Genomic DNA, 13203 nt, shown 5'->3' with positions numbered 1-13203 from the left:
ATGAGTATATCAACGCAACATACAATTTTGATTACAGGTGGAGCTGGATTTATAGGATCAAATTTATCGGAATATTTTTTGGGACTTGGTCATAAAGTGGTTTGTCTGGATAATTTTTCGACAGGTCATCGTCATAATCTGAAAGATTTTATTTCAAATCCTGATTTTAGATTAATTGAAGGAGATATTCGAAATTTTGCCGATTGTGCTTCAGCTGTTGAAGGTGCTGACTATGTTTTGCATCAGGCGGCTTTGGGTTCTGTTCCAAGATCTATTAATGATCCGATCACAACAAACGATGTGAATGTTTCCGGTTTCCTAAATATGTTAACCGCTTCTCGTGATACCAAAGTTAAAAGATTTATATATGCAGCAAGTTCATCAACTTATGGAGATTCTCAGGGATTGCCGAAAGTTGAGGATGTAATAGGAAAGCCTTTGTCCCCATATGCCATCACAAAATATGTAAATGAACTCTATGCTGAGATTTTTAGTAAAACTTATGGATTAGAGACTATCGGATTGCGATATTTTAATGTTTTTGGTAGAAAACAGGATCCTAATGGAGCTTATGCTGCTGTAATTCCAAAGTTTGTTATGCAGTTAATGAAATACGAAAGTCCTGTAATTAATGGTGACGGTAATTATTCCCGGGACTTTACTTATATAGACAATGTAATTCAGATGAATGAATTGGCCATGACGAGTCAAAATCCGGAAGCTATAAATACAGTTTATAATACCGCTTTTGGAGATCGAAACACATTAAACGATTTAGTTCGATATTTGAAAGAGTATTTAGCAACGTTTGATTCTGAAATTTCTAATGTAGAAGTGATTTATGGCGCAAATCGTGCAGGAGATATTCCACATTCATTAGCAAGTATTGATAAAGCAAGGAAGATGTTAGGATACGATCCGAAATATTCTTTACAGGAAGGATTGAAGGAAGCTGTGAGCTGGTATTGGAAGAATTTGAAGTAAAATTAAGATAATAATAAAATAATAGAAATAGATGAAAATTACAAAGATTTGTTGCATTGGTGCGGGTTATGTTGGAGGTCCGACAATGGCAGTAATTGCGCAAAAATGTCCACATATTCAAGTGACTGTTGTCGATTTGAACGAACAAAGAATTACAGACTGGAATGATCCAGATATAGATAATATTCCGATTTATGAGCCAGGACTTTCAGAAATAGTAGCGGAGGCCAGAGGAAGGAATTTGTTTTTTTCGACAGAAGTTGAAAAAGCAATCGATGAGGCTCAGGTGATTTTTATTTCAGTAAATACACCAACCAAAACCTATGGTAAAGGAAAAGGTATGGCTGCAGATTTAAAGTATATTGAATTATGTGCCAGACAAATCGCAAAAGTAGCCAAACAGAATAAAATTGTTGTTGAGAAATCAACTTTGCCAGTGCGTACAGCTGAAGCTATTAAAAGCATTTTAGATAATACAGGAAATGGAGTGCAGTTTCAAATTCTATCGAATCCTGAATTCCTAGCCGAAGGGACTGCGGTTACTGATTTGTTGAACCCGGATAGAATTTTAATTGGTGGAGATACAACGTCGGAAGGCGAAGAAGCAATTAAAGCATTGGTTGATGTTTATGCAAATTGGGTAGACAAAGAAAAGATTTTGACCACTAATGTATGGTCGTCAGAATTATCTAAATTAACAGCAAATGCGTTCCTGGCACAGCGTATCTCATCTATAAATGCAATGTCCGAATTGTGTGAAAAAACAGGTGCTGATGTGAATGAGGTTGCTCGCGCCATTGGGATGGATAGCAGAATTGGGCCAAAGTTCTTAAAAGCATCGGTTGGTTTTGGAGGATCTTGCTTTCAAAAAGACATTCTTAATTTAGTGTATATTGCAAAATCTTACGGATTAAATGAAGTAGCAGATTATTGGGAACAGGTAATTATAATGAACGATCATCAGAAGAAAAGATTTTCTAGTAAGATTGTTCAGACTTTATACAATACTGTTGCCGATAAAAAAATTACTTTTCTTGGATGGGCTTTCAAAAAAGATACCAATGATACGAGAGAGTCTGCGGCAATTTATGTAGCTGATGATTTGATTAATGAGCAGGCAAAAATTGCTGTTTATGACCCTAAAGTTTCTGGTAACAAAATACAGAGTGATTTAAACTATTTGGAAACAAGATCAATTGAGGAGAATAAAGACAGGGTTGTAACGTTTGATAATGCATATGAGGCTTGTAAAGATGCTCACGCAATTGCTGTTTTAACAGAATGGGATGAGTTTGCCACTTATGATTGGCAAAGAATATACGACTCAATGCATAAGCCAGCCTTTCTTTTTGACGGTAGAAATATCTTGGATGCGGAAAAACTGGAATCAATTGGTTTTATTTATAATGGGATTGGTTCCTGATTGAAAAAGGTATTGAATTAAAATTCAATAGAAAAAGGAAAATTATGAATTGGTATGTTGTTTATACGAAACCGAAATGGGAGAAGAAAGTTGCAGATAGACTGATTCAAATGGGTATTGAATGTTATTGTCCATTAATTACTCAGGTTAAAGAATGGTCGGATAGAAAGAAGAAAGTCGAAGTTCCCCTTTTTAATTCGTACGTATTCGTTCAATTGAAGGATATCGATCGGAATTCAGTTTTCCAGATAGCTGGGGTGGTGCGTTATTTGTTTTGGTTGGGCAAGCCGGCTATAGTTCGCGATGAAGAAATTAATAGTATAAAAGCAAGTCTGAGAGCTCCAAATATAAGCGATATATCAGTGACTTCAATTCAGGCTGGAGATCGAATTAAAATAGAAGCTGGAGCTTTTAGTAATCAGGAAGCGATAGTTCAGGAAGTATCAAATACACATTATATATTGGTTTTAGAATCTTTGGGATGTGTGCTTAAAATAAAATACAAATAAATTAGTTATAGTTTAACTATTTCAGTTAAAACAGAGGGTGAAATTCTTTAATTTGAGATTTTATTCCTCTGTTTTTTTATAATGTGGTTTTTGGTGTGCTGATTGATAGAGGGTTATTGGGTTACGTTTTTTTTAATAGTCCGTTTTTTTTAGTATTACGAGAAACCGTATTGATTAACTTGACTTAATATACTATATTTGCCGAAAATAAATGTAGGGTGTCTGGGGCAAAAATTTGTGACTCAGAAGGGCGGAGCCGTGAATTGAAATGACTGAAGTGGATAGAAAAGAATACAAATTGGATGAAAACATAAAGATAGCCGTTATTGGCTTAGGTTATGTTGGTTTACCTTTGGCCAGATTATTTGCTACAAAATTTGCCGTTGTTGGTTTTGATATCAATGAAGGGCGAGTTGCTTCTCTAAAATCAGGTACAGATACTACATTGGAAATAGATGACGAAACTTTACAAAAGGTTTTGATCAATAATTCTGATGACAAACAAGGGTTATATTGCACAACTTCTATAGAAGATATTGCAGATTGTAATTATTTCGTGATAACAGTTCCTACTCCGGTAGATAAAAATAATCGTCCTGATTTGACTCCTTTATACAAATCAAGTGAAACAGTTGGTAAAGTATTAAAAAGGGGGGATATTGTTATTTACGAATCAACTGTATATCCCGGTGTAACGGAGGAAGAGTGTGTGCCGGTTTTAGAAAAGGTTTCGGGATTAAAATTTAACGAAGACTTTTTTGCGGGTTATTCGCCTGAAAGAATAAACCCTGGTGATAAAGAACATACTGTTGAGAAAATTCTAAAGGTGACCTCAGGGTCTACTGCAGAGATTGGTCAAAAAGTAGATGCTCTTTATAAATCTGTAATTACCGCCGGAACACATTTGGCACCTTCAATAAAAGTTGCGGAGGCGGCTAAAGTGATAGAGAATTCACAACGAGATATTAATATTGCCTTTGTAAACGAGTTAGCCAAGATATTCAATCTTATGGATATTGACACTCAAGAAGTATTGGCAGCAGCTTCCACAAAATGGAATTTTTTACCCTTCAAACCCGGATTAGTTGGAGGACACTGCATTGGTGTAGATCCTTACTATCTGGCACAGAGAGCTCAAGAATTTGGATATCATCCTGAAATAATTTTGGCAGGACGTCGTTTAAATGACAGTATGGGGGAATATGTGGCGGCTCAGGTGGTAAAACTGATGATAAAAAAAGGAATTTCTGTTAATGGAGCTAATCTGTTAATGCTTGGAATTACTTTCAAGGAAAACTGCCCGGATGTTAGAAATACAAAGATTGTCGATGTAATTAAAGCGTTAAAAGAATATGGAATAGCAGTTACATTATATGACCCTTTAGCCAGTATAGAGGAAGTTAAAAAAGAATACAAATTACAAACTATTAATTCTGTACCAAAAGAAAAATTTGATGCAGTTGTACTAGGAGTAGCACATGCTGAATTTTTAAAACTGGATTTTTCAGAGTTACAGAAAGAAAATAGTTTATTATACGATGTAAAAGGAGTCTTAGGTACTTTAGCTGATAACAGGCTATAGTAAAAAGACTTTTTTTATTTTAAAGAAAATGGAAGTAAATAATTCAATCATACATGTTATTTTGACCGGAGGTATTGGCAGCAGACTTTGGCCGTTATCCAGAAAAAGTCAACCAAAGCAATATTTGGAAATGTTTGAAGGAAAGTCTTTATTTGAATTGACAGTCGATCGCAATAATCATTTAGCAGATAAAGTAATGGTTGTTGGCAATGTAGACAATCATTCTCTTAGTGCCAAAGTAATGGATAAGTCTAAAAGAGAGTATGTTAATATTGTTGAAGCGACTCCTCGAAATACTGCTGCGGCAATTGCATTTGCTGCATTTGCTTGTGATCCTGATGATATTTTAATTGTAACCCCATCGGATCATATTATTGAAAAGATGGAAGATTACAATAAAGCGATAGATGAAGCTATTGTAAAGGCTAAAGAAGGTTTTATAGTAACTTTTGGGATTATTCCAACTAAACCAGAAACAGGATACGGTTACATTGAATCAAAAGGCGATAAAGTAGTTTCATTTCGTGAAAAACCCAACGAAACAACCGCTAAAAATTTCATAGCTAGAGGTAATTTTCTATGGAATAGTGGTATGTTTTGTTTTAAAGCTGGAGTTCTTTTAGAAGAATTGAAACAATTTCAACCAGACGTTTTTGATAAATCTAAAGCTGTTTGGGAAGCTAATAAAGAGGGGTTTTTAGATTTAGATTTGTCTTTAGAAATCCCATCCATAAGTATCGATTATGCTGTTATGGAACGCAGTAAGAAAATAAAAGTAGTTCCTGCTGCATTTTCATGGTCGGATTTAGGTTCGTTTGAATCTGTTTATGATTATTTAGTGTCAAGAGGACATTCTATCGATGATAATGGGAACATGATCATTGGTACCGAAAAGTATACTGCATTTTTAGGATTAAGAAATACCATTTTTGTATATACCAATACTGCAAATTTGATCTTGCAAAAAGAGAATTCGCAAGATGTTAAAGATTTGTATTGTGAATTAGAAAGGCAAAATTCAGAATTATTAAATTAATCGGAAAGTAAAATGAAGAAAATTCTTGTAACTGGCGGTGCCGGTTTTATTGGTTCACACGTAGTAAGACGTTTTGTAAATAAATACCCTGAGTATCAGATTTTTAATTTAGATGCATTGACTTATGCCGGAAATCTTGAAAATATTAAAGATATTGAGGATAAGTCTAATTATACATTTGTAAAAGGAGATATTGTAGATGAAACTTTTATAAACGAACTTTTTTCAGAACATAATTTTGACGGTGTTTTGCATTTAGCTGCAGAATCTCATGTCGATCGTTCTATTGAAGATCCCTTAGCTTTCGTTAAAACTAATGTGATAGGGACAATGAATTTATTAAACGCGGCGAAGAATCAATGGAAAGGGAATTTCGAAGGAAAACGTTTTTATCATATCAGCACAGACGAGGTTTACGGCTCACTTGGAGCTGAAGGACTTTTTACAGAAACAACTTCTTACGATCCTAATTCCCCATATTCTGCTTCAAAAGCAAGTTCTGATCACTTTGTAAGAGCGTATGGAGAAACTTATGGTTTGCCTTATGTTTTGACGAATTGCTCCAACAATTATGGATCCTATCATTTTCCTGAAAAATTAATTCCTCTTTTTATAAATAATATTATCAATAATAAAGCTTTACCAGTATATGGTGATGGTAATTATACACGTGATTGGTTATTTGTGGAAGACCATGCTATTGCTATCGATTTAGTTTTTCACGAAGGTAAAAATCATGAAACTTATAATATTGGAGGTTTTAATGAGTGGAAAAATATAGATCTGGTTAAATTATTATGCCAGATTATGGACCAGAAGCTGGGTAGATCAGAAGGGACTTCACAAGAATTAATTACTTATGTGAAAGACAGACCCGGACATGATTTGCGTTATGCGATAGATGCTTCAAAAATTAATAAAGAATTGGGATGGAAACCATCAGTAACTTTCGAAGAAGGCTTAGAAAAAACAATTAATTGGTATCTGAATAATGAAGAATGGTTACAGAATGTGACTTCCGGTTCTTATAAAGATTATTACCATAAACAATACTCATAAAATAAATACTTTGTTTCAACCAAACCTAAGGTTAAATTTTAACTCAAATATGAAAAAGATAATATACGTTCTTTCTTTGTTTTTTATTTTGTTAGCGTCTTTTAATGCAAACGCTCAGGATATCATAAAGTCCAAAGATTTAAGTACTGTAAAAGTGGATTATTTATCTGATGACGAAATAGGTAAGATTGTTACTCAGTTAAAAAGTAATAATGCTACCATCAACGATGTTCAGTCTATGGCTTTGTCAAAAGGGATGACGCAGAGTGAGTTCGATAAATTAAGGACACGTGTAACGGAATACGAGAAAAAAAACGGTAAAGACAAAGATAAGAACTCGAAAGATAAGGATAAAAAGAAAGACGATAAGTTAAATGAGTTTGATAAGGATTCTGAGTTTGGAAGAAAACAAGAAAAAATTAAGAATGAAAAAATTAAAGATTCATTAAATGCTTTGATTTTTGGATCTGAATTATTTGATAAACCTACTTTAAATTTTGAACCGGATTTGAAAATGGCGACACCTGTAAATTACATTTTAGGGCCAGGGGATAAGTTAGAAGTTAGTATTTATGGTATTCAACAGTTTGACGATACCGTTCCGGTTAATTTTGAAGGTAAAGTTGCAATTGAAAATGTTGGACAAATAGCAGTATCCGGAATGACAATCGAAGCTGCTACACAAAGAATAAAAGCTGCGATCGCAAGAGTTTATACTACGGTTCGATCGGGACAATCTCAGGTTAGTGTTAGTTTAGGTGATATTAGAACAATTAAAGTAACAATTGTTGGAGGGAAGCAACCGGGCAATTATTCTATTTCCTCTCTGGCCTCTGTATATAACGCACTTCATTTAGCAGGAGGTCCGGGCAAGAATGGCAGTTATAGAAATATTGAATTGATTCGAAATAACAAAGTTTATAAAAATGTTGATATTTACAAGTTTCTGGTAAAAGGGGATCAATCTGATAACGTAAGTTTAAAGGATAATGATGTTATTAGAATTCCTGCTTATACCCAAAGGGTGGTAGTCGAGGGAGAGGTGAAACGACCAGGTATTTTCGAGATGAGAAAAGGAGAAAAATTTTCCGATCTTTTAAATTTTGCATCAGGATTCAATGAGTTTGCTTATACTGCTTCAGTAAATGTACTTCAAAAAACAGGGAAAGAGTTCAAAGTTCATGATATCAACGAAAGTGAATATGGCTCGTATGTTCCGCAATCAGGAGATGTGTTCAAGGTGACAAAGATCTTGAACCGATTCGAAAATCGTATTAAAATTGAAGGAGCTGTTTTCAGACCAGACTATTACTCTTATAATGAAGGAATGCGAATTTCAGATCTTATTACCAGAGCGGAAGGACTTAAGGAAGATGCTTATACCAAAAGAGCACGAATTATTCGTTTAAAGACCGATTTAACAACTGAAATTGTTAATGTCGATCTAAGTGCTGCTTTATCCGGAGATTTAAATGCTGATATCGAACTAAAAAGAGAAGATATTGTAACCGTATATTCTGTTTTGGAATTCAGAGAAGAGTATAAAGTAACAATTGACGGGGAAGTTAAAAAACCGGGAGAGTACGAATATTTTGAAAATTTAACGTTAAATGATCTTGTAGTACAAGTTGGAGGTTTGACTGGATCAGCATCAAAAAGAGTTGAAATAGCCCGAATGGTAAAATCTGATGTTATCGACGATGCTGACCCAAAAAAAATTGAATTGGTTGAGCTTGAAATTACCGCTGATAATAACGAGCAGATCAAGAATTTTGTGTTAAAACCTTTTGATGTTATCAACATAAGAAAGATGGCGGTTTATGAAAAGCCTGAAATGGTTAAGGTAAGTGGAGCTGTTACGTATCCTGGTAAGTACGTATTGGCTAACAAAAAAGAAACCGTTTATAATGTTGTCATGAGAGCAGGCGGTTTGACATCCATAGCTAACTTGGATGGTATGAAAATTAAAAGACCTATAAAACAGGAGCAAATTGAACAATTAGAAACTGTAAATCTTAATTTAGATAAAAAACTAACTGCGGAAGAGGAAGCTTTAAAAGCGAAACAGGATGGTTTAAATTTAAAACAAAAGGATACGCTTAGCTCTAAATTATCAAAAAAACTTAGAGACGAATTAAAATTTGCAACTATTCCTGTAAACTGGGAAAAGATTGTAAAAGATAAAAATCATTACTCAAACGTAACGTTATTTCCGGGAGACGAGATAGAAGTTGCTGTTTATAATGAAGGCGTGAAGGTTACAGGGAATGTATTGCTTACCTCGGAAATTCCTTACAGGAGCGGTAAAGGATTTAGGTATTATATAAATTCTGTTGGAGGTGTCGATAGCAAAGGATGGAAGAAAAAAGCTTATATTATTTATCCAAATGGAAAAGCTGCAGTGACAGGGTCATTTTTGTTTTTTAGATCTTATCCAAAAGTCACTCCCGATTCTCAAATAGTTGTTCCGGAAAGACCTGAGAAAAAGAAAATGAGCGCAGGAGAATGGGCAGGTCTTGGAACTGCATTTGCGAGTTTAGCATTGTTAATTGTGACAGCATTTAAATAGTTTACTTAATGAATAATATACCTGTTGAAAACGACGAAGTATCGTTAAATGAGTTAATTGGGAAAGCAAAGGAATGGTGTAGCTTTTTACTTTCTAAATGGAAAGTAATTTTAATTGGTGGACTTCTGGGAGCAGTTTTAGGAGTAACATATTCTATTATTAAAAAACCAGTTTATACAGCGACATTATCTTTTGCTCTTGAAGATGATAAGCCTGGTGGAGGAGGTTTAGGTAGTGCACTAGGGTTAGCTGGTTCATTAGGATTAGATTTAGGCGGTGGCGGAGGTGGAATATTTACAGGATCTAATTTGAATGAATTGCTTAAATCTCGTTCTATGATTGAAAAAACGTTGCTTTCTCCGGTTACATATAAAAACAAAGTAATCTCTCTGGCGGAACTGTATATCCAAAATAATAAATGGAGAGAGGCTTGGAATGAAAATCCTAAGTTTTCTAAGTTAGAGTTTTTACCAAATGCAAACCGTAAAGATTTTAGTCGTGTGCAAGATAGCATAATGGGTAAAATTTATGAGGGATTATCAGCATCAAGTTTATTTGTAGGACAAAAAGATAAAAAAACAGCAATTACAAATATTGATGTTTCTTCTGAGAACGAATTATTCGCTAAATTTTTTTGTGAAGCTTTGGCAGCGGAAGTTGGAAACTTTTATGTTGAAACAAAAAGTAAAAAAGCCAGAATGAATATGATGATCTTAAAACGACAGGTTGATTCAATTCGAGGTGAACTAAACGGTGCTATTACTGGTGTCGCAGTTGCAAATGATAATACTTTTAATTTAAATCCGGCCCTTAATGTACGACGAGCTCCATCTGCCCGTCGACAGGTAGATGTTCAGGCTAATACGGCAATATTGACAGAATTAGTGAAACAAGCTGAATTAGCAAAGGTTACTTTACGAAAAGAAACTCCATTGATTCAAGTAATTGATAAACCTATTTTGCCATTAAAAAAGGATCGATTTGGTAAAGCTAAAGGAATTCTCTTTGGTGGTTTTTTGGGCGCTTTTTTGTTTGTTTTGTATTTAATATTTAAAAGAATATTTAAAGGTCTAAATAGTTAAATCAATAAATAATGAATATTACAGGATTAATTGGAAGGGAAGAAGAAATATTTCATAATGATATTTTAACTTACGAAAATCAGTTACAAGAGATAATACAAAATTCATCTTTTTTAGTTATAGGAGGTGCGGGGTCTATTGGTCAGGCTGTTACTAAAGAAATCTTTAAAAGGAATCCTCTCAAGTTGCATGTTGTTGATATAAGTGAAAACAATATGGTCGAATTAGTACGTGATTTGAGAAGTTCCCATGGTTATATTGATGGAGATTTTCAAACATTTGCATTAGATATTGGATCAATTGAATATGATGCATTTATTAAGTCTGATGGTCAATATAATTATGTTTTGAATCTTTCAGCATTAAAACATGTTAGAAGCGAAAAAGACCCTTTTACTTTGATGCGTATGATAGATGTTAATGTTTTTAATACTGAAAAAACGTTGCAACAATCAATCGAAAATGGAACTAAAAAGTATTTCTGTGTCTCAACTGATAAAGCTGCAAATCCCGTTAATATGATGGGGGCTTCTAAGAGAATAATGGAAATGTATTTAATGCGTAAAAGTGAACAAATTAAGATTTCAACTGCTCGTTTTGCAAATGTTGCTTTTTCAGATGGCTCTTTACTTCATGGTTTTAATCAACGAATTATAAAAAAGCAACCGATAGTTGCTCCAAATGATATTAAAAGATATTTTGTCACACCAAAAGAATCTGGGGAATTATGTTTAATGTCTTGTATTTTTGGTGAGAATAGAGATGTTTTTTTTCCTAAGTTAAGCGAAAGTTTGCATTTAATTTCATTTGCGGATATTGCAGTGAAATATTTGTCGGAATTAGGCTACGAAGCTTATCCGTGTAAAACTGAACAAGAAGCAAGAGATAATGCAGATCGTTTAATTAAGGAAAAAAAATGGCCATGTCTATTTACTGCAAGTGATACTACAGGAGAGAAAGATTTTGAAGAATTCTTTACTAAAAATGAAGTTTTAGATATGGAAAGATTCGAAAATTTGGGTGTCATAAAAAATGAAGCCAATTTTGATAAAAGTAAATTGGAAAAATTTTCAGAAAAAATAGGTAAAATGAAATCCGATAGGTTATGGAATAAACAAGAAATAGTTGAATTATTTCATTATATGATTCCAAATTTTGGACATAAAGAGACGGGTAAATATTTAGACGCAAAAATGTAGTTATGAAGGCTATTAATGAAACGATATCTTTTATAAAAGAGCAATATAATACAGAAAACTTTATACCTCTACATGTTCCGCATTTTGGAGGTAACGAAAAGAAATATTTGTTAGAAACAATAGATTCTACTTTTGTGTCATCAGTTGGTGCATATGTTGACCAGTTTGAGATGATGATGCAAAATATTACTGGAACAAAGAAAGCAGTTGCTGTTGTAAATGGTACAGCTGCAATTCAAGTTAGTTTGCGTTTAATAGGTGTAAAAGCTGGTGATGAGGTACTCACGCAGGCTTTAACTTTCGTTGCTACCGCCAATGCTATAGCATATCAAAATGCTACACCTGTTTTTTTAGATGTTGATTTAGATACTATGGGATTATCGCCAGATGCTGTAGCACTTTTTCTGCAAGAATTTGGAGATTTAAGAGAAGATGGCTGTTATAATAAAAAAACAGGAAAAAGGATTAGTGCTTGTTTACCGATGCACACTTTTGGTTTTCCCGTTCATCTAGATGAATTGATAGAAATTTGTAATTCTTGGAAGATTCCGGTGCTTGAAGATGCAGCAGAATCATTAGGAAGTAAATATAAAGGAAAACCAACAGGAAGTTTCGGAAAACTGAGTGCTTTTTCATTTAATGGAAATAAAATTGTAACCTGTGGAGGTGGTGGTGCTATTGTTACGAATGATTCAGAATTAGGTGAAAAAGGTAAATACTTGACGACTACGGCAAAAATTCCACATCTATATGAATATGTTCATGATGAAATGGGGTATAATTTTAGAATGCCAAATCTAAATGCGGCTCTAGCTTGTGCTCAATTGGAGCAACTGGATGATTTTTTGACGAATAAAAGAAGATTAGCAACTGAATATAAATCTTTTTTTGCTTCAAATGGAATAAAATTTAGAACAGAAACTCCCAATACGGAAGCTAATTATTGGTTGATGTGCGTTGAATTGGAAAATAAAATTGAAAGAGATTTATTTTTGAAAAGCACAAATGAAAATTCTGTAATGACTAGACCAATATGGCAGTTAATGTATCGTTTGCCTATGTACGTAGACTGTCAAAGAGATAGACAAATTAATGCAGAGTTTTTAGAAGAGAGAATTGTAAATATTCCTAGTAGTGTTAGATAAATCGATAATTCTTGTTGGATATTCGGGCCATGCTTATGTGGTTGCTGAAACTGTTTTAGACAATGATTATAAGATTGTCGGTTATTCAGATAAAGAAGAAGCCAGTTTTAATCCTTTCGATTTAGTTTATTTAGGCTTCGAAAATGAAATTGATTTTATTGGATGGTCTAAAGAAATTCCTTTTGTACTCGCAATTGGAGATAATGTACTAAGACATAGAATCGCTAAACTTATTGAAGAAAGAGGAAAAGTACTTCAAACAATTATACACAAAACAGCTCACATTTCTAAAAATGCTACAATAAGTGATGGTACTTTTATCAATAAAAATGTATCAGTTAATTCACTTGCAAAAGTTGGAAAAAATGTAATTTTAAATACAGGATGTATAATTGAACATGAATGTGTTTTACAAGATGCTGTACATATTGGTCCGGGGGCAGTTTTGGCAGGAAATGTAAATATCGGTGAAAGAAGTTTTGTTGGTGCTAATGCTGTTGTAAAACAGGGGATTACTATTGGTCATGATGTTGTTATTGGAGCTGGATCTGTTATAATAACAAATATACCAGACGGAAAAAAAGTTGTTGGGAATCCGGGTAGAATAATTTAGAT

Annotated in this window: 11 protein-coding genes; all 11 read left to right on the top strand. The window is 33.7% G+C overall.

Features of this window, described 5'->3' with window-relative positions:
- The 11 genes from OLM58_RS04380 to OLM58_RS04330 all read left to right on the top strand — a co-directional run bounded on the left by OLM58_RS04380 (position 1) and on the right by OLM58_RS04330 (position 13201).
- Positions 1-984 (top strand): SDR family oxidoreductase, encoded by a 984-nt coding sequence (locus OLM58_RS04380; protein ID WP_264531362.1) that lies wholly within the window; start codon positions 1-3, stop codon positions 982-984.
- 31 nt (positions 985-1015) lie between these two features.
- Entirely contained in the window at positions 1016-2407 is a 1392-nt protein-coding gene (locus OLM58_RS04375) for a UDP-glucose 6-dehydrogenase (protein WP_264531361.1), read from the top strand.
- A gap of 44 nt (positions 2408-2451) precedes the next feature.
- Positions 2452-2916 (top strand): UpxY family transcription antiterminator, encoded by a 465-nt coding sequence (locus tag OLM58_RS04370; protein ID WP_264531360.1) that lies wholly within the window; start codon positions 2452-2454, stop codon positions 2914-2916.
- Positions 2917-3184: 268 nt separating this feature from the next.
- Positions 3185-4498, top strand: a complete 1314-nt coding sequence (locus OLM58_RS04365) for a nucleotide sugar dehydrogenase (RefSeq protein WP_264531359.1) — start codon at positions 3185-3187, stop codon at positions 4496-4498.
- Positions 4499-4526: 28 nt separating this feature from the next.
- Positions 4527-5534 carry a mannose-1-phosphate guanylyltransferase gene (locus tag OLM58_RS04360; protein WP_264531358.1) on the top strand — a complete coding sequence of 336 codons (1008 nt, stop codon included), beginning with the start codon at positions 4527-4529 and terminating at the stop codon, positions 5532-5534.
- A gap of 12 nt (positions 5535-5546) precedes the next feature.
- Positions 5547-6593, top strand: a complete 1047-nt coding sequence (gene rfbB / locus OLM58_RS04355) for a dTDP-glucose 4,6-dehydratase (RefSeq protein ID WP_264531357.1) — start codon at positions 5547-5549, stop codon at positions 6591-6593.
- Positions 6594-6642: 49 nt separating this feature from the next.
- Complete coding sequence (locus OLM58_RS04350) at positions 6643-9162, top strand: SLBB domain-containing protein (protein WP_264531356.1); 2520 nt, start codon at positions 6643-6645, stop codon at positions 9160-9162.
- Positions 9163-9170: 8 nt separating this feature from the next.
- Positions 9171-10244, top strand: a complete 1074-nt coding sequence (locus tag OLM58_RS04345; protein ID WP_264531355.1) for a Wzz/FepE/Etk N-terminal domain-containing protein — start codon at positions 9171-9173, stop codon at positions 10242-10244.
- 11 nt (positions 10245-10255) lie between these two features.
- Positions 10256-11443, top strand: coding sequence for a UDP-N-acetylglucosamine 4,6-dehydratase (locus OLM58_RS04340; protein WP_264531354.1), 1188 nt, complete (start codon positions 10256-10258; stop codon positions 11441-11443).
- A 2-nt stretch (positions 11444-11445) separates the two neighbouring features.
- Complete coding sequence (locus tag OLM58_RS04335; RefSeq protein WP_264531353.1) at positions 11446-12588, top strand: LegC family aminotransferase; 1143 nt, start codon at positions 11446-11448, stop codon at positions 12586-12588.
- Complete coding sequence (locus tag OLM58_RS04330) at positions 12578-13201, top strand: acetyltransferase (RefSeq protein ID WP_264531352.1); 624 nt, start codon at positions 12578-12580, stop codon at positions 13199-13201. The genes OLM58_RS04335 and OLM58_RS04330 overlap by 11 nt, the downstream gene beginning before the upstream one ends.
- The last annotated feature ends 2 nt before the right edge of the window (positions 13202-13203 follow it).

The organism is Flavobacterium sp. N502540 (assembly GCF_025947365.1).
In the GTDB taxonomy this organism is placed as follows: Bacteria; Bacteroidota; Bacteroidia; order Flavobacteriales; family Flavobacteriaceae; genus Flavobacterium.
The sequence above is the reverse complement of the archived record's forward strand: the minus strand, read 5'-3'. Positions and strand labels throughout refer to the sequence as shown.

Bases quoted from the DNA above. Each gene is read 5' to 3' on its own strand.
- OLM58_RS04335 (WP_264531353.1), top strand. From the start codon at position 11,446: ATGAAGGCTATTAATGAAACGATATCTTTTATAAAAGAGCAATATAAT.
- OLM58_RS04350 (WP_264531356.1), top strand. From the start codon at position 6,643: ATGAAAAAGATAATATACGTTCTTTCTTTGTTTTTTATTTTGTTAGCG.
- OLM58_RS04360 (WP_264531358.1), top strand. From the start codon at position 4,527: ATGGAAGTAAATAATTCAATCATACATGTTATTTTGACCGGAGGTATT.
- rfbB (WP_264531357.1), top strand. From the start codon at position 5,547: ATGAAGAAAATTCTTGTAACTGGCGGTGCCGGTTTTATTGGTTCACAC.
- OLM58_RS04370 (WP_264531360.1), top strand. From the start codon at position 2,452: ATGAATTGGTATGTTGTTTATACGAAACCGAAATGGGAGAAGAAAGTT.
- OLM58_RS04345 (WP_264531355.1), top strand. From the start codon at position 9,171: ATGAATAATATACCTGTTGAAAACGACGAAGTATCGTTAAATGAGTTA.
- OLM58_RS04365 (WP_264531359.1), top strand. From the start codon at position 3,185: ATGACTGAAGTGGATAGAAAAGAATACAAATTGGATGAAAACATAAAG.
- OLM58_RS04375 (WP_264531361.1), top strand. From the start codon at position 1,016: ATGAAAATTACAAAGATTTGTTGCATTGGTGCGGGTTATGTTGGAGGT.
- OLM58_RS04340 (WP_264531354.1), top strand. From the start codon at position 10,256: ATGAATATTACAGGATTAATTGGAAGGGAAGAAGAAATATTTCATAAT.
- OLM58_RS04380 (WP_264531362.1), top strand. From the start codon at position 1: ATGAGTATATCAACGCAACATACAATTTTGATTACAGGTGGAGCTGGA.